A 19,092-nucleotide genomic window follows, 5' to 3' on the forward strand; every position below is an offset into this window, starting at 1 on the left:
AATCCGAAATCGCCATTAACCAGACCCCCACATTTGATTATAATTGACAGCGGTAGGAAAAGGTAACTCATGGACTGGCTGGAATTTTCCGATAATTGGGTGTTAATTCCCCCAAAACCCAAAGCGATCGTACATTTTCTCGGTGGGGCGTTTGTAGCATCAGCCCCCCATATCACCTATCGTTGGTTATTAGAACAACTAGGGTTGCAGGGATATGCCATCATCGCTACACCATTTATTAATACCCTTGATCATGGAAATATGGCGCGTGAGGTATTATGGACCTTTGAGGACGGCTTAGAAGACCTATTTGCAGCCCAGAAACTGCGGCGGCGGGGGTTGCCAATTTATGGCATTGGTCATAGTATGGGGTGCAAGCTGCATCTACTGATCGGGTCCTTGTTTGAAGTCGAAAGGGCGGGAAATATTTTGATCTCTTTTAATAACTATGCCGCCCGACAGTCAATTCCTTTGGTAGAACAGTTATCATCCGTGATTGATGTGGAATTTACCCCGACCCCACAGCAGACCAATTCCCTAGTTGGCGATCGCTATCAAGTCCGGCGTAACCTGTTGATCCAATTCAGTAAAGATAACATCGACCAAAGTAGCGGACTCTATCAAATTCTCAACCACAGATTTCCTGGACTGGTGACACTTCAGCAGTTGCGAGGCGATCATCAAACCCCCCTAGCCCAGGATATCAGTTGGCCACGAGGAGAATCATTTAGCCCCCTAGATGCGATCGGACAATGGTTTAAACACGAAGTCTATAAAGACCTATACCAACTTAGACGGGAAGTCCTACAATGGCTTAACCCTCTCGGTCCGGTGAAAAATATTTGAGGATCACTAAAGAATTTCTGTGAGGGTCACACCGCCGATAACTAAACTCGTCCGCAATATCTCGCATTAGCATCAACCCCCGTCCTCCCGGTGAACCTTGATGGGTTTTCGATGACATCTCTAGCAGTTTTTTCTCTAAATCAAACGGTTGACCGCGATCAAAAATGCAGATTTCAATACTATTGTTAGACAGACTGACCTCGATCTCAATAGGAACATCTACAGCCAGTCCCTTGTGCGCGTGTCGCACAGCATTGGTAAATCCTTCTGCTAATGCCAGTTGACAGCGCAGCCAGACTGACTTAGGAATTGATGGTGGCTGTAATTTGCCAAACCATGTTAAAACATCTGCCAACATATCCAAACTGGTTTCCGTTTGCAGGCAGAATGTAGAAGGGATAGGTTGGGAACCTTCAGATTTAATCACTTTTCGATAGGTGCGATCGTCGAGCCATCTTGTAATTAGACTATACTCTATCTTGAATGTTCTGTATAGGATTAGTTCATTGTCATCTAATATAGCCATCCCCGGTGAGATGCTCTGGGTGATCCTAATGGTTAATGATAACTTTGCTTGACCGTCCCTCTAATTGTTTAAACTAAGCGCCCATGTTTAAAATTTTAGTGATTGATGATGATACCATAATTCGGGAACTGCTCAAAAGAACACTCAAAAAGCAGGGTTATGATGTGGTGGTAGCTAGTAATGGCGAGGAAGGTATAGAAAAGGCTAAAGAATTGCGTCCGGCTTTGATGATTTGTGATTGGATTATGCCTCGACTGACCGGAATTGAGGTATGCCGACAAGTTAAGGCTATGCCGGAATTATCAACTACTCAGTTTTTTTTACTTACTTCTCTGACCGCTGTTGACGATCGCGTTAAGGGTTTAGATGCCGGGGCTGATGATTTTCTGTCTAAACCTATTGAGATGAATGAGTTATATGCTAGGGTGAGGGCCGGTCTGCGACTTCATCAACTTAGCCAAGATTTACAAACTCAAAAACAGTTATTGGAAACTGAGTTATCCGAAGCCGCCGAATATGTGCGATCACTACTTCCTGAACCCCTGGAAGAACCTGTGCGTATTGAAGCACAATTTATCCCCTCTCGGCAATTGGGGGGAGACTGTTTTGATTATTGTTGGCTCGATGCCGACCATTTATCTATCTATTTATTAGATACTTCTGGTCATGGACTTAGGGCGGCATTGCCCTCGGTTTCCGTGTTGAATTTATTGCGATCCCGTGCTATCCCTAATATTAACTATTATCAGCCTAGTGACGTATTGCGATCGCTTAATACTACCTTCCAAATGACCTATCAAAATGATAAATATTTCACCATTTGGTATGGCGTTTATAACCGCATTTCCCGACAATTAACTTACTCTAGTGCTGGCCACCCTCCCGCGATTCTACTATCTGGAAAAAACCCCAATAATCTACAAGTTCAGCAGTTAAAAACCCCCGGAATGCCAGTGGGTATGTTCCTAGAAGCTGCCTATATTGACGCTTCTTGTCACGTCGAAAAAAACAGCAACCTTTATATTTTTAGTGATGGAGTCTATGAAATTCATCAACCTGGTGGTAATATTTGGGGAATGGATGCCTTTATTAAACTTTTAATGAGAAACAATAACTTTAAATCCGGGAGTTTAAATAGCATCTTAGAAGCCGTCAAAACCATCAATTTTGACCATCCCTTTGAGGATGATTTCTCCCTTCTAAAAGTTAGTTTACCCTAGAAAATATGTGATTATTTGGCATTAACAAAATATCATATTTATGATGGCTAAAAATTTCAAATAAAAACAGTTGAGCCTGCATAATATCAACATCAATTACACAGACCCAAATATCTATCCCAAAACCAGTTTTTGATTTCCCAAAACCCTGATTAAAAATTAAGAGGATGATTGGCATAACTAGCCGAGGGAACTTTGTTTTTTCTCAAACTCCTGTCGATTTTCAAAAATTGGTTGAAACACTCGATCCATACTGGTTAGTTCAAACAGAATTCTAATCTGTTCATTAATCGAACAAATTACCAATTTACTATCTGCCGCTCGAACCGTTTTCAGAGCCAGTACCAGAGCCCCCAGACCAGAGCTATCCATAAATGTGACATCCTGAAAATCAATCAAGATGGTTTTAGCTCCCTTTTCAACTAACCTAGAAATATCCTGACGGAATTGGCTAGCTTTAGTACCGTCTAAAATACCTTGGGGCTGTAGGATTTGAACATCAGAACTCATATTCTTTTGAGATTGAAGCATAGAAATGACTCGCCATATTCCGCTAGTATAGCCTGTGAATGCGCCCTCAAGCCAAATTCTCCTACCCAAACAACAATTATAGAGGCTTACAGCCCAATTAAGGCTCTCAGAGACAGAATTTCACATCTCCTAGATCAGACACAAAGGGCAGCCCATGATGTGGGTTTCCCTAACCTCCCTGAATCCTCAAATTATCATCGGTTGGGACTTTTACTTGGGCGCGCCAGAGAAGACGATCGCCCTTTCGGTAGCCAGCAGAGGTGACAGTCACCCTATCCCCCGGCTGTGCAGTTCCCTGGACTAACTGGTGTAGATGCGGATTGTAGGGAACCTCAGAGGCGATCGGTGCAATTATCTCCACTCCCCATTGTTGCACAAGTCGCTCCACTGGTTTCACCAGAGGCAATATATTTTTGGCAGGAATTTGGGGATTTTCCTCAACTTTTTCGGTAACTTTGGGCCAATTCAACAACCAAGATTCCAAAACATCTAAACTAGCTTGTTCAAATTCCCGACCTACAGACTCCCGCAATTGTTCCATCTCAGCTTGTAGCCGTTCATATTCCTGACGGAAAGCCGAATTAAACCCCGAATAGGCGAAGCTACTCTCCCCCGGGGCGAAAATGCTCAACAGTTCCATCAGAGAAATTCCCAGCCCCTCCGCAATTTTCATTAAAACATCCACCCGGGTCTGCATGACCAAACCCTGACATAGCCGAAAGAACTGTCTCTCCTCGACCCCTGAATATCGGCTTAACTCTCGTATACTGGAAAACCCCGCCCGCCGCATAAGTTTTTGTAACTGCGGGGTATAGTCAGATGATGATGGCGACCCGTTCATGGCTAGACAACCTTGCTGATAAATGTAGCCTAGCCCAGATGGTGGTTATCAGCAAGTCTATAACCTGGTAATGACCGCAAAACTCAGGAAAATTTATACAACCGGATGAGTGGGACTTAACGGTTGCCCCAGTGTGTCAACCACAAAAACGTAATTTTGGTAATTTGGCATTTAAGCCATCTCCCAGATGGGGTAATGTTGGCCTCGGTCATGTTAAAGGGGCTTTTTACGTCTAGCTCACTGGAGCTTACAAATCCACTCATCTCGTTCCTTAAAGATAGACGACAGAGCCACAGGCTGGCGTTCACCTGTAGGTGTCATCACCCCCTTAACGTAGGTCTAATCCTGGACCTGCATCTTAGTTCTCCTTTGAGGAGTAATTTCCGGCTCCTTCCGGAAATTATCGGATTTTATGCAAGAGTCTAGTGGCTGGCTAATGGCTGATTAGCATTACCCTGTAGGTGGGCTTCTAAGAACCACAGGCGCATATCAGCAGTGCGGGAAATTTCTGTATATAGGTCTGCTGTGTCTGCATCACCCAGATTATCAGTTTTGTCGATCGCCTCTCGCAGGGACTTAGCATACACACCAAAGCGATCGGCCAAAGCCACAATATGATCTGTGCCATTATCAATATTTAGTGGATATTCTGGTAAAATCGATTCAGACGCTGCCCGACGAGCCGTTCCCATCGCATAACCTCCCAGGGCGGTAACTCGTTCAGCAATCATATCCACATATCCCTCTAATTCCCCTGCTAGTTCATCAAACAACAGATGTAGGGAGTAGAAGTTCAGCCCCTTAACGTTCCAATGAGCCTGCTTAACCTGGGTTTTCAGGTCGAGAGTAGTTGCTAAACTTTGATTGAGGATCGTGATAATTTGAGAGCGGGTGTCTTCCGGTAAATCTATACGGCTTGAGTACAATCTAGTTTTGGTAGTGGTGCTAGTCATAAATTAATTACTCCAAATTTTCTGATAGTGCGGTTATCTTTAATCAATTCCGCCATTAACCTAATTTTATCGGCTTTTGGGCTTAATTAACTCCCTCTGAGGCTAGATTATTGGGCTATACGGAAGAGACTCTCCCACCGTTTGATGGAGGTGGGTACTTCTACCAGTCTCAGCCCCTTGACAATCTCGGTACTGAAAATGCTAGGATAAAAATTTGCTAAACTTTTGCTAAAGTATGGCATAATGGATAGGCTCTGAGTTAAACTAAAAATATTTTTAACGAATCCGAGCCAGCAGTCCGGCTCTGTTGCCCTTTGGTAAGAGTCAGGATCAAAGCTAGGTCAGAGTCCTGGTCTTAACTTTAAAGACTAAGGCACAGACAAGCAGGCAACATGGATACATACTTAGAGATGGCAGTTGAGTAAAATCACTCAGCCAACTAAGAAAAAACTCAATAGGAGTCCCCGGTTATAGCGTCGAGCTTAACGGGGTCTGATATTAAGAGTAAGAGCTACTAGGCATGGAGCCAAGGGTATTGATACCATTGTGTGACAACTGCTGAAAATTGCCCGTAATTAAATTAGGGTGAGTAGTCAACCAGATTATAACCAGAGGCCACCGATTGAGGTAAAATGCACCTAACTGGGGTCCAAATTAACAAATTTGGGTCACTAGAATAGAGCAGATCCACCCCCCCGGAAACCCAAAACCGCTGCCCTCTGTCCAATGTAAACACAATTAAGGGGAGAAATTCTAGGAAACGACTCGCATGATCAATCAGACACTAACAAGTAGAGATGTGGGCTTTACCCACGAAGATTTTGCCGCCCTGTTGGATAAGTATGATTATCACTTCAGCCCCGGAGATGTGGTGCCGGGCACAGTTTTCAGTTTAGAACCCCGGGGCGCTCTGATTGATATTGGTGCTAAGACAGCAGCATACATTCCGCTACAGGAAATGTCGATCAACCGGGTGGAGAGCCCGGAAGAAGTATTGCAGTCCAATGAAACCAGGGAATTTTTTATTCTCACGGATGAAAACGAGGATGGACAACTTACATTGTCAATCCGTCGCATAGAATACATGAGGGCTTGGGAGCGGGTTCGCCAACTGCAAGCAGAAGATGCTACAGTTCGTTCTCAGGTTTTTGCCACTAACCGAGGTGGGGCTTTAGTCCGCATTGAGGGATTGCGTGGTTTTATTCCTGGTTCCCATATCAGCACCCGGAAACCTAAAGAAGAATTGGTAGCGGAAGAACTACCACTGAAATTTTTAGAAGTTGATGAAGACCGCAACCGTTTGGTTCTCAGCCACCGTCGCGCCTTAGTTGAGCGTAAGATGAACCGCCTAGAAGTAGGTGAAGTGGTCATCGGTACGGTGCGAGGAATTAAACCTTACGGTGCATTCATTGATATCGGTGGTGTCAGCGGTTTGCTGCACATCTCAGAAATATCTCATGATCATATTGATACCCCCCACAGCGTCTTCAATGTTAATGATGAAGTGAAAGTCATGATTATTGATCTTGATGCTGATCGGGGTCGGATTTCACTGTCTACTAAGCAGTTAGAACCGGAACCGGGGGCGATGGTGAAAAATCCTGAGATGGTTTATGAGAAAGCTGAGGAAATGGCTGCTAAGTTCCGGGAAAAAATGCAGGCTGAACAGCAAGGTATCCCGGTAGTTGAAACGGCAGCAGAGACAGCAGAGACAGCAGAGACAGCAGAGACGGCGGAGACAGCAGAGACAGCAGAGACGGCTGAGGTAGCAGAATCTACGGCCGATATCCCAACTGCTGCTGATGTGGAAACGGAAGCGGAATTGGCTGATCAGACTGAGGAGCAACCGATTTCAGAATCAGAAGCGATCGCAGAACCGGTAGCCGAAACTGAGGCTGTGGAAGATTCAGAAGAAGAGATTACCATAGCAACGGAATCCTAATTGCTGAATGAGCCGGGAAAAAAGAGGGATAACCCTCTTTTTTTTTCTGATTTGGTAGGGTAGAGATTTAAAACGGAAGGTGCTAGAAAATATGAGGTCTGAACCTTGCCCAGTATTCGAGTTAATAACATTACATTCGATCGCATAGAAGCTATCATTTTCGATAAAGATGGCACTCTCGAAGACTCCCAGGAATTCTTGCGAAAATTGGGACAGGTGCGATCGCGTTTAGTTGATGCCCAAATTCCCGGCATTGGCGAACCCCTACTGATGGCTTTTGGTATAGAAAACGATACCCTAGACCCTACAGGTTTAATGGCAACAGGAACACGCCAAGAAAATGAAATTGCCACCGCCGCCTATATCGCGGAAACCGGACGGGGATGGATAGAGTCGAAAAACATTGCTCAGAAAGCCTTTATAGAAGCCGACAACAGCTTTAAAAACCATCCGCCATCACCCCTATTCGTAGGCGGCTTAGATGTGCTGAAATCGCTATATGACGGGGGTATTAAACTAGGGATTTTGTCGGCAGCTACGACGGAACAGGTGCAAGCATTTGTCACCCGCCATAAGTTAGATCCATATATACAACTACAGAAGGGGGCTAGTGAAAATTTAGCGAAACCTAACCCAGCCCTATTTGTTCAGAGTTGCCAGGAACTAGGGGTAGAACCAGGGAAAACCTTAATGGTGGGAGACTCTGCTGGGGATATGCAAATGGCGAAACAAGCCGGAGCGGCTGGGGCGATCGGTATTTGCTGGCAACCATCAAGCCATGATTTACAAATGGCTGATGTGGTAATCTCGGCACTTGATGCGATCGCAATTATTACCGGGGGAGCCTCCAATCAGCCTCTATCTCCATCAAATTCGTGATAACCAACCCATTAGAACCCCATTGAGTCCTCAAACTTTCATGATCCGTTGTAGGGAGCAGCAGTTTGGTATATTGGACGGGATAGTGCGTACTGGGAACAAATCAATCATCCAACAGGAGAAAAGCCTTGTCTAATCGTCAATATCTGTTTACCTCTGAATCAGTCACAGAGGGTCATCCTGATAAAATCTGCGACCAAATTTCTGATGCCATTTTAGATGCTCTCTTGGCTCAAGATCCTAAAAGTCGGGTCGCTGCCGAAGTAGTTGTCAACACAGGCTTAGTTCTAATTACCGGGGAGATTACCACTAAAGCCCAAGTTAATTATATCGAACTAGCCCGTAAAAAAATTGCCGAAATTGGCTATATACACGCCGAAAATGGCTTTTCAGCAGATAGCTGTTCAGTATTAGTTGCCCTTGATGAACAGTCCCCAGATATTGCCCAAGGTGTTGACCAAGCCCAGGAAAATCGGGAAAAACTGAGTGAAGCTGCCCTAGACTCTATCGGTGCTGGTGATCAGGGATTGATGTTCGGTTTTGCTTGCAATGAAACCCCGGAACTGATGCCTATGCCCATCAGTTTAGCTCACCGGATGTCTAGGCAGTTGACCGCTGTTCGCAAAGATGGGACTTTGCCTTACTTGCGACCTGATGGCAAAACTCAAGTTACTATTGCTTACGAAAACGATCGCCCGGTCAGAATAGACACCATTTTGATCTCAACCCAACATACAGCAACTATTGGCGATATTACTGACCCCCAAGCGGTCCAAGATCGCATCAAAGAAGATTTGTTGGCTAAGGTGATCACTCCAGCTTTGGAAGGCATTGATATCAAACCTGACGAAAATACTCGCTTTTTAGTTAACCCTACTGGTAAATTCGTCGTCGGTGGACCGCAAGGGGATTCGGGTTTAACCGGTCGTAAGATTATTATTGATACCTATGGCGGTTATTCCAGACATGGCGGCGGCGCTTTTTCTGGGAAAGACCCCACCAAAGTAGACCGCAGTGCTGCTTATGCTTGCCGCTATATTGCTAAAAATATTGTGGCTGCTGGTTTAGCGGATAAGTGCGAAGTTCAAGTAAGTTATGCGATCGGGGTAGCTCGTCCTGTTAGTCTATTTATTGAGACTTTTGGCACCGGTAAGGTAGATGAGCAACAACTGCTGAAAGTGGTGCAAGAAAACTTTGAGTTGCGTCCGGCGGGTATGATTCAAGAGTTTAACCTGCGGGATTTACCAGCCCTACGGGGAGGCCGTTTCTTCCAAGATGTGGCAGCCTATGGTCACATGGGACGCACGGATCTCGATCTACCTTGGGAAAAAACTGATAAGGTGGAATTACTCAAGCGGGAATTGCTGCAAACGGCAACCGTCTGATACCTGGGTTTTGATAGCCTTCTCTAACTAGCGCTTCCCGCCTGTAGTGATTATCGGTGCGGCGGGAAGCCGGATAATGGATGATTAGTGATGGCTCAGGTATTTGATGTCCCGCCAGGGTAGGGATAAGATCTGTCTTGTCTGTACTATCCCCTTTGTGTCAAGTTCAAGGATGATGCTATGCAAACTGTTGAAAAACCAGTATCACAACCTGTTGATTCTCCGCTAACGATCGCTGGTAGGTCATTTACATCGCGTTTGATGACCGGAACTGGTAAATATCGCAGTTTAGAACAAATGCAGGAAAGTATTGTTTCTAGTGGCTGTGAAATAGTTACCGTGGCGGTTAGACGGGTGCAAACTCAGGCTCCTGGACATGAGGGGCTGGCGGAGGCGATCGACTGGTCAAAAATTTGGATGTTACCTAATACTGCTGGCTGTCAAACGGCGGAAGATGCTGTGCGGGTGGCGCGTCTGGGTCGGGAAATGGCTAAGTTATTGGGTCAGGAAGACAATAATTTTGTCAAGTTAGAGGTGATTCCTGATTCTAAATATTTATTACCTGACCCCATAGGAACTCTGAAGGCGGCGGAACAATTGGTAAAAGAAGGGTTTGCGGTTTTGCCTTATATTAATGCTGATCCTCTGTTAGCCAAACATTTGGAAGAGGCGGGTTGTGCGACGGTCATGCCTTTGGGATCTCCTATCGGGTCGGGTCAAGGGATTAGAAATGCAGCCAATATTCAGATTATTATTGATAATGCTAAGGTTCCGGTGGTGGTAGATGCCGGAATTGGTACTCCCAGTGAGGCGGCTATGGCTATGGAAATGGGGGCTGATGCTTTGCTGATTAATTCGGCGATCGCTTTGGCGAGTAAACCATCTATGATGGCGGATGCTATGGGAATGGCGGCGAAAGCGGGACGTATGGCTTATTTGGCGGGACGTATTCCGGTTAAGGATTATGCGATCGCTTCTTCCCCTCTCACCGGTACAATCACATCTGTCTAATTTCTGTAGGCAAAAGTCTCACTGGCCAATCTTTTTCTGCCATAGTCCGCACCCATGTGCTACAATGATCCTGTCAGTGCGAGACGTTCAGGCACGAAATAAGGCTGCAATGCCCGAAATAACCCCCTGGTGGGGACTCCAGCCCATTGGTTGATTGGGTCGCATCCCTGACCATCCCATAACACAGCCTAATTTTTGGGCTCATCTTTGAGACTTCCAACATGGTTGCCAAGGTGAAGCGAAAAATTAGGTCTAAGGCTACCAAGGTAAACAGTGCTTTTGGATCATCTTTCTAAAAGCTTTGCGGGATACCGCCTCCATTACCTTAACAGGTAATGGTGCTATCGTTGCATTATCCGGAACCGGAAAAATGTCGCGTAAATGTATCAGATGATATTAGGACTATATACGAATGCCTTATACAACCGAAGAAGATGGACTCATCAATAACTTTGCTGTAGAACCAAAAGTTTATACAGCCGAACCTCCCAATAAAACTCAGAAGCGTAACTACATAATTTGGGGAGTGCTTGCTGTGGTTTTGGTGGGTGGTGTGTTAGCTATTGCGGTAGCTGCATCTTAAAATCAGTCCAGAAATTCCTGTAGTGATGGTGCTGGCTTGAATGAAATAGTATCAAGCCAGTATCAATGTTATCTGTTCTGCATGGAATGACCGCAACTAATACAACCTTCTCTAGTAGTTACGCCACAAATAAGCAGCTTTATACTCAGTTGAAGCGGGCTTTAAGATTAGGTTTGGGACAACAGGTTTTTATTGCAGTATGTGATCACCTGAGTCTGTTGCATCAAATGGCGAGTAGTTTGGAAACGGAACTAGGTTCTGAGGAGATTCTGAGTACAGTTGGCGCGCGGTCTGGTAAGGAAGATCTCACAACCCCAAAGCCGGTTAGTTCTAAGTTGGTGACGCTGCATTTGGAATTGACTGACCCAAACCCTATTGCTCAAATGTGCGAATGGAAAAGTCAAAATGCTGGATCTCCCCTAGCTTTCCAGATTTTAGGGGTTGAACAGTTGACTAGACAACCTGCCGCAATTCAATGGTCATTTTTGAACTATTTGCGGGAGGCTGAATCTAAGTTAATCGAATTTGAGTTAAGTGTGCTGCTGTGGATATCATCGCCTTGGCTGTGTTGTATTCAACAGTCAGCGCCGGAATTTTGGCGCTTGCATAGGGGTATATTTAAATTTGTGGGCGACCCTAGTCCGGTGTATGATCCGGCTTTATCAGGGCAGAATTCGCCGGGGATACATAAATCCTCAAGGGTGATCTGGTCTGTAGATGATCCGAACTCGTACACAGGTGATCCAGATTTGCCAATAAATAGTTCACCATCGAGGGTGGTATATTCACAGGAATATCTACAGACCTGTTTAAAACGGGCTTATATGTATCGCGATCGCATATCTAAGGGTCCCCCCACGGTGCCACTACTTCAAGATGCCATAGAAGCCTATAACCAGGTGGTGGAGCAATTAAATGAGTGGGAAATGCTGTTAGAGTCAAATAGTGCTTTACGGAAAGATTTAGATCCGGTTAATATCTATAACGATCTTGGTACTTTCCACTGGATGCTGTTTCAGCAGACTCGAAAATCTATCAATCAGGGTAGCCAGGCGTTGGTTAATCTGGAGATCAGTATCATCTGTTATCAAACGGGGTTAATGAAAGTTGACCCCACCTCGAGAGGCTATATTTATGTTAGACTGCTGAAGAACCTGGGTGCAGCTTATACAGATTTAGGGACAATTAGAGAGCCATTAGAGAATTTACAACAGTCGATTACTGTTTATGAAGAGGCTATCAACTGTCTTAAATCTGTTAAAGACCAGGGCGGTCTAGGTGGGGGCGGGTTCTGTAATCAGCCTCTATCTCCAGCAGATTCTTTAGAACCCGCCCGTATAGCGCTGGATTATCGGGCCATCCAAAATAATTTAGGAACGGCTTACTGGACACGCGCCCAACATATTGAACCAGTTGTTAATTTAAAGGCGGCGATCGCAGCTTATCGGGAGGCGTTGCGGGGCTATTCCGAGAATAAGGAGCCTCAACGCTATGCTATGATTCAGGCTAACCTGGGAACAGCTTACTGGAATCTGGCACAGCATCAGCCTTCAAAAAGGTGGCTGCAAAAGGCGATTTATAGCTACCGAGAAGCATTAAAATATCGCACATCCCAAGCCGATCCTCTCGCCTGTGCAACTACTCAAAATAACCTGGGGACAGCCTGTTGGCATTTAGCAATGTATCAGGAAGAACCAGAAGACCGCAGTAAATCATTGAATGAGGCGATCGCAGCTTATGAAAAAACCTTAGCCCTAGCCCAACAACTCAGTCCCACGCAGTTGACATTCGATACCTTGGCAACTCACAATAACTTAGGACTTGCTCATTATCGTTTGGCAACAGATCAAGCACTCTGTCTCAGTGGAGAACAAAGGGTTTCTCACCTAGAGAAAGCACTGGACCATCACCTGATGGCAGGTTGTGAAGAACAACCATGTTCTCAGAAAGGAAGTGCCAACGCCCTAGAGTCAGAACGTCATCGTTTGGCGTTCAATCATCTGGTCCGAACCCTACGCGCTTTGTACCAGGAATCTGGTTGGCAAGGTCAAAACCAAGCCCTATCTAAGATTCCCGGTCATCTCCTCCCGGAAATATGGCGTTGCTTATCTTGAAAATGCCCAAATCAAGACTCCCGCTATATTGGCAAGGCTAGGCTTGTATTTTTGCCCCATGCTCACGATCTTCTTGTGGTTATGGCCTCTCAAAAGATTCTTGTGGTTGATGACGACCCGGCAATCCGCAATTTAATTTCTCGGTATCTGACTCAACAAAACTATGAGGTTGAGTCGGCAAAAGATGGTGAGACGGCGCTGCAATTGTTTGACGAATTTAATCCCGATCTGGTGATTCTCGACGTTAACCTACCTGATACCACTGGTTTTGCCCTGTGCCAGGAAATGCAGAACCGGACGCGGGTATTTGTTTTGCTTCTCACCAGTTTGACTGGAGAGGCTGATAAGATTAAGGGTTTTGATTTGGGGGCTGATGACTATATTACTAAGCCCTTTGGTTTGGCGGAACTAGGCGCTCGTGTGCGCGCCATTTTGAAGCGACAGCGTTCTGTAGAGGATACGGAAATGCGGAGCTTGACCTATGGGGATCTGGTGATAGATCCGGTCCGCCGTGAGGTCTATATTCGCGATCGCCAAATCTCCCTCAGCGCCCTAGAGTTTGATCTACTGTACTGTTTAGCCAAAAAGCCTGGTAGAGCTTGGCGACGCTCAGAACTGCTACAGGAGGTCTGGGATTATGAATATGAGGGTGAACAGCGGGTGGTTGATGTTCATATTGGTCAAATTCGTAAAAAGATTGAGCCGGACACAGATAAACCTGTGTTGATTAAAACCATTCGCGGGGTGGGATATATGTTCGATCGCCGTGGTCATGAGGAACCCAGGGACTAAACTTACACATTTTAAGGGTTGGGGGTTGACAGGCGACTGGGAATAATGGTAATATTTTGACATCTTAATTACAATTAAGACTTTGACTATATGAATAATTTTGCACATATTCCCATTATCTAAAATTGTACCAGAAGCGCCACCAAAAAGCAAGGAACCTCCCCCAGAAAAATTTTTTCGCAACAATTATTAACATTTCGTTACAAAAGTTAACATAGACCAGAGGGAGGGCCAAGACTCCCTACTGGTGATTAGTTGGCTGTTTGGCAGTCATGAAGATGGGACTGAATTTTAGATGCCCATTGCTGACCGCGCCTCACACAGTCTCCGACGGAAACCCCATCAATATAGTTGCTACACAGATAAAGTCCGGGAAGCGATCGCAATCCAGCATCGATGCAATTTAGGCGGTTCTGATGACCGAGAGTATATTGTGGGATAGCGCGCCGCCAAAGATGAACAGCTAAGACCTTGGGGGGGACATCTTCAGCCAGCAGAATTTGGCGTAGGTCTTGATGAACGGCGGCGACAATTTGATCATCATCCATTTCGCCAATTTCCGGGTCTGTTGCACCCCCAATATAATTGCTGAGGACTTGCCAAGATTCTGGGGCGCGACCGGGAAATAAACTTGAGGTCCAAATAGTGCCAAGGGTACGGATTCCTTGATGGCGGGGAATTAAATTACCAAAGCCTTTGAGTTGTTGTTTTAAGGCTGATTTGGGATAGGCGAGGACTACACAAGCGACGGGGGGATAGGGAATTTGGCTTAATGCGGTAGCGATGGGAGAGTGTAGGGGTTGCAACAGGCGAGCGCTAACATGGGCGGGGGTCATTAAGGCAAGGGTTCGGGCTTCTACTTGCTGAGGACCGTCTGGGGTGGAAAATTCAGCAATATAGGTTTGATGATCGGTGGGATAAAAACGGTCGATAGTCCAATTTAACTTAACTCGATCGCCTAATTTGCTGGCTAAGGTTTCTGGTAGGGTTTGCAGACCATAACGGAAGGACCCTAATTCACCGGGGCGAGTTTTGGGAATGTTGGGGTCGGGGGTAGAGACGGGGGCTTTTTTATTCAGACGCGATCGCACAAATCCAGGTAGTAGCCCCCCCCCTGCGTCTTCGGCGGCGACTAACCGACTAAAAGCGGAACGGACTGCTAACTGTTGAGGGTCGCCAGCATAAACCCCTGAAACAAAGGGCTGAACTAGGCGTTCTAGGACTTCTGAACCTAAATGGCGATCGAAAAACTGGGTGATAGTTTCTTCTCCTCCCTGTTGAGAGAGGTGAGCGCCTACTGGGGGTGGCACAAATCCTATGGCTCCTAATGCGGCGCGCAGTTTACCTCTGGGGCTGATGAGTTCGGAGGAGAGTAGGGCGGGGGGGTTCATGGGTACTGGATGTAACATTAGGTTCCAGTACACATAACGGGGTAGTTTGTGATCGGCAAAAATCAATTCTTCTTTGAGCCCTAAATCTACGGCTAGTCCGAGTAATTCAGGGGTGGGGGCAAAACTGTTAGGGCCTTCTTCCCATAAAAAATCATCAGCCCGTCCGGTTGTAATATTTCCCCCGACTCGGTTCTGGCTTTCTGTAACCAAAACCTTTAGAGGTTCGCGCACACTTTTTTCACGGTTAAGACTATAGGCTAAACTCAGCCCACTAATACCAGCACCAACAATAAGGCTATCAACTAGGTTTGTCATTGTGGAAATTACAAAGCAGATTAGAGTGATTGTACTGTTGATTGCTGTCGAGTCTCAAGTCTCAAGTGGAGTCTCAGGTTGGGAAGGTGTCCCGCATCAGAAGATTTATCGTATCTATGGAAATTATCAGCATGCGGGGCACCCTACTCTGTTATTCTCACGCTTCACCTATGTATTGGACTGAAACAGAGTTTCTAGGTATACTCTGGCGGCTACTCTACAGCTATCGAGGGCTTCTGGTGTGTTGTTTTTGCCATTTTGTAACAAAAACAGGGACAGGGCGGCGGAAAACACGCGATCGTGATCCCAGTCGGGGTGAGTTTCCAGGTAGCCCTGAAGGGACTCGTGCAGTGTTTCGGGAATTTCGGTCAAAATACTAACACTTGTGTTCATATAAACCTCTCAGGAGTTGGGAAGGAGCCATTTTTTATGTGGCCAGACTAAACGACTGAGCCAATGATGCTTGAAGGGAAAAGGGTATCTTAAAACAGAGAACAGTGGAAACTCATTGAGTCGTTATATTTATTGTGTGCTATGGGGGGGGAGGGTTGTCAATGTTGCTAAATGTTACAACCTCGGTCTGGGTGATGGGGACTTGACGACAGAATCAGGGTTGAAAGCCATTTTTTTTTACATAACTTTACAAAATTCTGGGTAGTTAAGGCTGTCGATACTAGGCTTGCCAAAATCCCCAATTAAACGGCAGACTATCATTCTAGGAGTGCTTTGCTGTGGAAAAATCTGATAAATCTGTGGAAAAACTCGCCTTACCCTGTGGAAAGTTTGTGGAATGTCTGGGGAAAATTTGGTGAAAAGATAAGAATGTTGAAGGGACAAAATTGGGGCGATCTATGGACAATGGATAATGAAAGTCAAAATATTGCCTAGAGGGATTCTCAAATACTAAAAGGCTGACAGGGAAAACCAGGGGTGATTAGATTAACTTTGGGAAGGCTAGTGAAATAAACTTGAGGGATATCTGCTTCTGGGTAGTCCCCAAAATTCTGAAAGTATGCTTGGCGACAATACTGATTAATTTATAACGCATAAATACATTTTAATCCAGTTGGTTATAGCCCGATTATAAATCCTCGAATACCAGGGAAGATATCGGCATAAGTCAAACCTTTGACAACTCCCCAGCCTAAAGCGATAAGTTGAAAACATTTGACTTACCAAAATTTCCCAAGTTCAAGGCGATCGCTGGTAAAAATCAAAAAATATGATACCATGGAGGATAAACATTTGTATTATCAAAACTTTAGGCTTTGATTCAAGCAGAAACGCTGGAACTACTGGAATGGCATCGGCTGTGTAAACATCTGGCAACCTTTACAGCCACTAAGTTGGGTGCTTTCGCGGCCCGTCAGTTGGCTATTCCAGAGACGAAAGAAGAAACCGATCGCCTGTTAGCACAAACGAAAGAGGCTTATCAACTGGAACTGAAGCTAGTTCAGGGTTTGTCTCTTGATGGTATTCAGGATATTGGGGCTTCTCTGGAAAGGGCCGATCGCCAAGGTATTTTATTTGGTGAGGAGTTATTAGCGATCGCCACTACGTTAGCGGGGGCGAGACAACTGCGCCGGGTAATTGATGACCAGGAAGATGTACCGGTATTAACTAGCTTAGTGGAAGAACTACGGACCTATCCGGAACTAGAACAGGAAATTCATCGGTGTATTGATGAACGGGGAGAGGTAACCGATCGCGCCAGTGTGAAAATGGGGGCTATTCGCGCCCGGCTGCAATCAACCCGCGATCGCATTTATCAAGTTCTACAAGGCATCCTGCAACGGAAAGCCCAAGCAGTGCAACAACAAATAATCACCCAGCGAGAGGGTAGGTTTGTGATTCCAGTGAAAGCTCCCCAAAAAGATGCGATTCCGGGTATCGTCCATGATGCTTCGACTACGGGGGCGACAGTCTATGTGGAACCTCACTCTATTGTAGCACTAAACAACGAACTGCGACAAATTCAGCGGGCTGAACAAACGGAAGCGGAAGCGATCCGCCGTAGTCTGACGGAACAGGTGGCGGCGGTAGTACCGGATCTGGAAAAACTTTTAGCGATCGTGACAACTATCGATCTAGCCCTGGCTAAAGCCCGTTATAGCTACTGGCTACAAGCGAACCCACCTAGGTTTATTGACCCTGGGGATACGTCAGAAACTATCAATCTGCGACAACTGCGCCATCCCCTCCTAATATGGCAACAAGAGTATGAACAGGGACCGGAGGTGGTTCCGATTGATATCACGATTAACCCTCAGATCCGGGTGGTAGCAATTACCGGACCGAATACAGGGGGTAAAACTGTGACGCTAAAAACTATTGGTTTGGCGGCGATCATGGCTAAGGTGGGGCTATTTATTCCGGCGCGGGAACCTGTGGAAATGCCTTGGTTTGGACAGGTGTTAGCAGACATTGGGGATGAACAGTCTATTGAGCAGAGTTTGTCTACGTTCTCTGGTCATATTCGCCGCATTACTCGCATTCTACAGGCTATTGGGGAACCGATGAGGGTAACGGAGGCGGGGGAGTCCGATCGCATCTGTCCATCTCTAGTATTGTTAGATGAAATAGGGGCGGGGACTGACCCGACGGAGGGGACGGCTTTGGCGATCGCCCTATTGCAAAAGTTCGCGGACCGCACCCGTCTTACGGTGGCGACTACCCACTTTGGCGACCTGAAAGCGTTAAAATACAAAGACACTCGGTTTGAAAATGCTTCGGTGGAGTTTGATGATGCTTCCCTGCAACCTACCTATCGCCTATTGTGGGGGATTCCTGGGCGTTCTAATGCTCTGAAAATTGCGGAACGGTTGGGGTTAGATCATGATATAGTGGAACTGGCGGGGTCCTATGTTGGCGGCGGTGATGAGGATGTTAACCAGGTGATCGCGGGGTTGGAAGCACAGCGACGACAGCAGGAAACTAAGGCGATCGCTGCTAGTCAACTACTCCAAGAGACTGAACGCCTACACGGAGAATTGGCGGAAAGGGCTATATCTCTTCAGGAAAGAGAAAGGCAGCTTAAACAAGCCCAGGAACAGGAAATTAAGGAAACTTTACTACAGGCTAAGGCGGAAATAGCTAAGGTGATCCGTCGCCTACAACAGGGGAAAGCTACGGCGGCTGACGCACAAAAGGCTACGGCTAGGTTAGATGCGATCGCTGAAAATTATCTACCATCTCGGCAGGCTACACCAGTGCGATCGCCTAATTTTATGCCGAAAGTAGGCGATCGGATTCGTATTCCCCGCATTGGTCAAACAGCAGAGATACTCAGCGGACCTGATGATAATAATCAACTAACAGTCCGGTTTGGGATTATGAAAATGACTGTAGGATTAGGGGAAATTGAGTCCTTAGATGGTCAAAAGGTAGAACTTCCTAAAACTTCCCCAACTCCCAAGGCTGACAAGACTCCTAAACCCATTACGAATAAACCGGAACCCTCCCAACTTCCGAGGGTTCGCACGGATAAAAATACGCTGGATTTGAGGGGTAAAAGGGTATCAGAGGCGGAAACAGAAATCGATCGCACTTTGGGGCAAATTCTCGACTTTGGCGCGCTGTGGATTATTCACGGTAAGGGAACCGGACAACTGCGGCGAGGGGTTCACGAGTTACTCAAAGAACATCCCCAAGTTGAAAGGTTTGAACTGGCATCAAATCCAGATGGTGGGGCGGGGGTGACTATTGCTTATTTGAAGTAAAAATAAACCAGCCCTCACCCTTTCGGCTGAGAAAACCGGCTATA

17 protein-coding genes and 1 pseudogene are annotated in these 19,092 nt (G+C 46.0%); 11 read left to right on the plus strand and 7 right to left on the minus strand.

What is annotated here, in order from left to right; all coding sequences use genetic code 11:
• The first annotated feature begins 69 nt into the window (after nt 1–69).
• Nucleotides 70–846: a DUF1350 family protein gene (locus NLZ44_RS23615; RefSeq protein ID WP_493751362.1), complete on the plus strand. Its 777-nt coding sequence runs from the start codon at nt 70–72 to the stop codon at nt 844–846.
• On the opposite strand, the gene NLZ44_RS23620 is transcribed toward NLZ44_RS23615, so the two are convergent.
• Nucleotides 815–1,372 (minus strand): ATP-binding protein, encoded by a 558-nt coding sequence (locus tag NLZ44_RS23620; RefSeq protein WP_493751363.1) that lies wholly within the window; start codon nt 1,370–1,372, stop codon nt 815–817. The two genes, NLZ44_RS23615 and NLZ44_RS23620, sit on opposite strands and share 32 nt — an antisense overlap.
• Nucleotides 1,373–1,455: 83 nt before the next feature.
• On the opposite strand from NLZ44_RS23620, the gene NLZ44_RS23625 reads away from it, so the two are divergent.
• Nucleotides 1,456–2,592: a PP2C family protein-serine/threonine phosphatase gene (locus tag NLZ44_RS23625; RefSeq protein WP_493751364.1), complete on the plus strand. Its 1,137-nt coding sequence runs from the start codon at nt 1,456–1,458 to the stop codon at nt 2,590–2,592.
• 180 nt (nt 2,593–2,772) lie between these two features.
• Here the strand turns inward: NLZ44_RS23625 and NLZ44_RS23630 are convergent, their stop codons facing one another.
• The 3 genes from NLZ44_RS23630 to dps form a co-directional block, all read right to left on the minus strand.
• Complete coding sequence (locus tag NLZ44_RS23630; RefSeq protein ID WP_493751365.1) at nt 2,773–3,102, minus strand: STAS domain-containing protein; 330 nt, start codon at nt 3,100–3,102, stop codon at nt 2,773–2,775.
• A 190-nt stretch (nt 3,103–3,292) separates the two neighbouring features.
• Nucleotides 3,293–3,964, minus strand: a complete 672-nt coding sequence (gene grpE / locus NLZ44_RS23635; RefSeq protein ID WP_493751366.1) for a nucleotide exchange factor GrpE — start codon at nt 3,962–3,964, stop codon at nt 3,293–3,295.
• 422 nt (nt 3,965–4,386) lie between these two features.
• Nucleotides 4,387–4,917: a DNA starvation/stationary phase protection protein Dps gene (dps, locus tag NLZ44_RS23640; protein ID WP_006622146.1), complete on the minus strand. Its 531-nt coding sequence runs from the start codon at nt 4,915–4,917 to the stop codon at nt 4,387–4,389.
• A 769-nt stretch (nt 4,918–5,686) separates the two neighbouring features.
• Here dps and NLZ44_RS23645 point away from each other — a divergent pair.
• The 8 genes and pseudogenes from NLZ44_RS23645 to NLZ44_RS23680 all read left to right on the plus strand — a co-directional run bounded on the left by NLZ44_RS23645 (nt 5,687) and on the right by NLZ44_RS23680 (nt 13,623).
• Nucleotides 5,687–6,859, plus strand: coding sequence for a 30S ribosomal protein S1 (locus NLZ44_RS23645; protein WP_493751367.1), 1,173 nt, complete (start codon nt 5,687–5,689; stop codon nt 6,857–6,859).
• 105 nt (nt 6,860–6,964) lie between these two features.
• Nucleotides 6,965–7,738, plus strand: a complete 774-nt coding sequence (locus NLZ44_RS23650; protein ID WP_006622149.1) for an HAD family hydrolase — start codon at nt 6,965–6,967, stop codon at nt 7,736–7,738.
• 128 nt (nt 7,739–7,866) lie between these two features.
• Nucleotides 7,867–9,123: a methionine adenosyltransferase gene (metK, locus tag NLZ44_RS23655; RefSeq protein ID WP_006668625.1), complete on the plus strand. Its 1,257-nt coding sequence runs from the start codon at nt 7,867–7,869 to the stop codon at nt 9,121–9,123.
• A 180-nt stretch (nt 9,124–9,303) separates the two neighbouring features.
• The gene (locus NLZ44_RS23660; RefSeq protein ID WP_006622151.1) at nt 9,304–10,134 is read left to right on the plus strand and encodes a thiazole synthase; all 831 of its coding nucleotides are present in this window, start codon (nt 9,304–9,306) and stop codon (nt 10,132–10,134) included.
• A 182-nt stretch (nt 10,135–10,316) separates the two neighbouring features.
• Nucleotides 10,317–10,528 (plus strand): annotated as a pseudogene (locus NLZ44_RS23665) (hypothetical protein); the annotation flags it as partial.
• Between the two features lie 18 nt (nt 10,529–10,546).
• Nucleotides 10,547–10,717 (plus strand): photosystem II assembly protein Psb34, encoded by a 171-nt coding sequence (psb34, locus tag NLZ44_RS23670; protein ID WP_006622152.1) that lies wholly within the window; start codon nt 10,547–10,549, stop codon nt 10,715–10,717.
• An 86-nt stretch (nt 10,718–10,803) separates the two neighbouring features.
• The gene (locus NLZ44_RS23675; protein ID WP_493751368.1) at nt 10,804–12,831 is read left to right on the plus strand and encodes a tetratricopeptide repeat protein; all 2,028 of its coding nucleotides are present in this window, start codon (nt 10,804–10,806) and stop codon (nt 12,829–12,831) included.
• Nucleotides 12,832–12,912: 81 nt separating this feature from the next.
• Entirely contained in the window at nt 12,913–13,623 is a 711-nt protein-coding gene (locus NLZ44_RS23680; RefSeq protein WP_493751369.1) for a response regulator transcription factor, read from the plus strand.
• A 251-nt stretch (nt 13,624–13,874) separates the two neighbouring features.
• Here the strand turns inward: NLZ44_RS23680 and hemG are convergent, their stop codons facing one another.
• The 3 genes from hemG to NLZ44_RS23695 all read right to left on the minus strand — a co-directional run bounded on the left by hemG (nt 13,875) and on the right by NLZ44_RS23695 (nt 16,366).
• Complete coding sequence (gene hemG, locus NLZ44_RS23685) at nt 13,875–15,329, minus strand: protoporphyrinogen oxidase (RefSeq protein ID WP_493751370.1); 1,455 nt, start codon at nt 15,327–15,329, stop codon at nt 13,875–13,877.
• A gap of 168 nt (nt 15,330–15,497) precedes the next feature.
• Nucleotides 15,498–15,722, minus strand: coding sequence for a DUF2811 domain-containing protein (locus NLZ44_RS23690; RefSeq protein WP_006622156.1), 225 nt, complete (start codon nt 15,720–15,722; stop codon nt 15,498–15,500).
• A gap of 503 nt (nt 15,723–16,225) precedes the next feature.
• Nucleotides 16,226–16,366, minus strand: a complete 141-nt coding sequence (locus NLZ44_RS23695; protein WP_108615257.1) for a DNA cytosine methyltransferase — start codon at nt 16,364–16,366, stop codon at nt 16,226–16,228.
• A 231-nt stretch (nt 16,367–16,597) separates the two neighbouring features.
• On the opposite strand from NLZ44_RS23695, the gene NLZ44_RS23700 reads away from it, so the two are divergent.
• Nucleotides 16,598–19,048 carry an endonuclease MutS2 gene (locus NLZ44_RS23700; RefSeq protein ID WP_493751371.1) on the plus strand — a complete coding sequence of 817 codons (2,451 nt, stop codon included), beginning with the start codon at nt 16,598–16,600 and terminating at the stop codon, nt 19,046–19,048.
• Nucleotides 19,049–19,092 lie beyond the last annotated feature (44 nt).

The organism is Arthrospira sp. PCC 9901 (assembly GCF_059013425.1).

Bases quoted from the DNA above. Each gene is read 5' to 3' on its own strand.
- NLZ44_RS23615 (WP_493751362.1), top strand. From the start codon at position 70: ATGGACTGGCTGGAATTTTCCGATAATTGGGTGTTAATTCCCCCAAAA.
- NLZ44_RS23620 (WP_493751363.1), bottom strand. From the start codon at position 1,372: ATGGCTATATTAGATGACAATGAACTAATCCTATACAGAACATTCAAG.
- NLZ44_RS23625 (WP_493751364.1), top strand. From the start codon at position 1,456: ATGTTTAAAATTTTAGTGATTGATGATGATACCATAATTCGGGAACTG.
- NLZ44_RS23630 (WP_493751365.1), bottom strand. From the start codon at position 3,102: ATGAGTTCTGATGTTCAAATCCTACAGCCCCAAGGTATTTTAGACGGT.
- grpE (WP_493751366.1), bottom strand. From the start codon at position 3,964: ATGAACGGGTCGCCATCATCATCTGACTATACCCCGCAGTTACAAAAA.
- dps (WP_006622146.1), bottom strand. From the start codon at position 4,917: ATGACTAGCACCACTACCAAAACTAGATTGTACTCAAGCCGTATAGAT.
- NLZ44_RS23645 (WP_493751367.1), top strand. From the start codon at position 5,687: ATGATCAATCAGACACTAACAAGTAGAGATGTGGGCTTTACCCACGAA.
- NLZ44_RS23660 (WP_006622151.1), top strand. From the start codon at position 9,304: ATGCAAACTGTTGAAAAACCAGTATCACAACCTGTTGATTCTCCGCTA.
- psb34 (WP_006622152.1), top strand. From the start codon at position 10,547: ATGCCTTATACAACCGAAGAAGATGGACTCATCAATAACTTTGCTGTA.
- NLZ44_RS23675 (WP_493751368.1), top strand. From the start codon at position 10,804: ATGACCGCAACTAATACAACCTTCTCTAGTAGTTACGCCACAAATAAG.
- NLZ44_RS23680 (WP_493751369.1), top strand. From the start codon at position 12,913: ATGGCCTCTCAAAAGATTCTTGTGGTTGATGACGACCCGGCAATCCGC.
- hemG (WP_493751370.1), bottom strand. From the start codon at position 15,329: ATGACAAACCTAGTTGATAGCCTTATTGTTGGTGCTGGTATTAGTGGG.
- NLZ44_RS23690 (WP_006622156.1), bottom strand. From the start codon at position 15,722: ATGAACACAAGTGTTAGTATTTTGACCGAAATTCCCGAAACACTGCAC.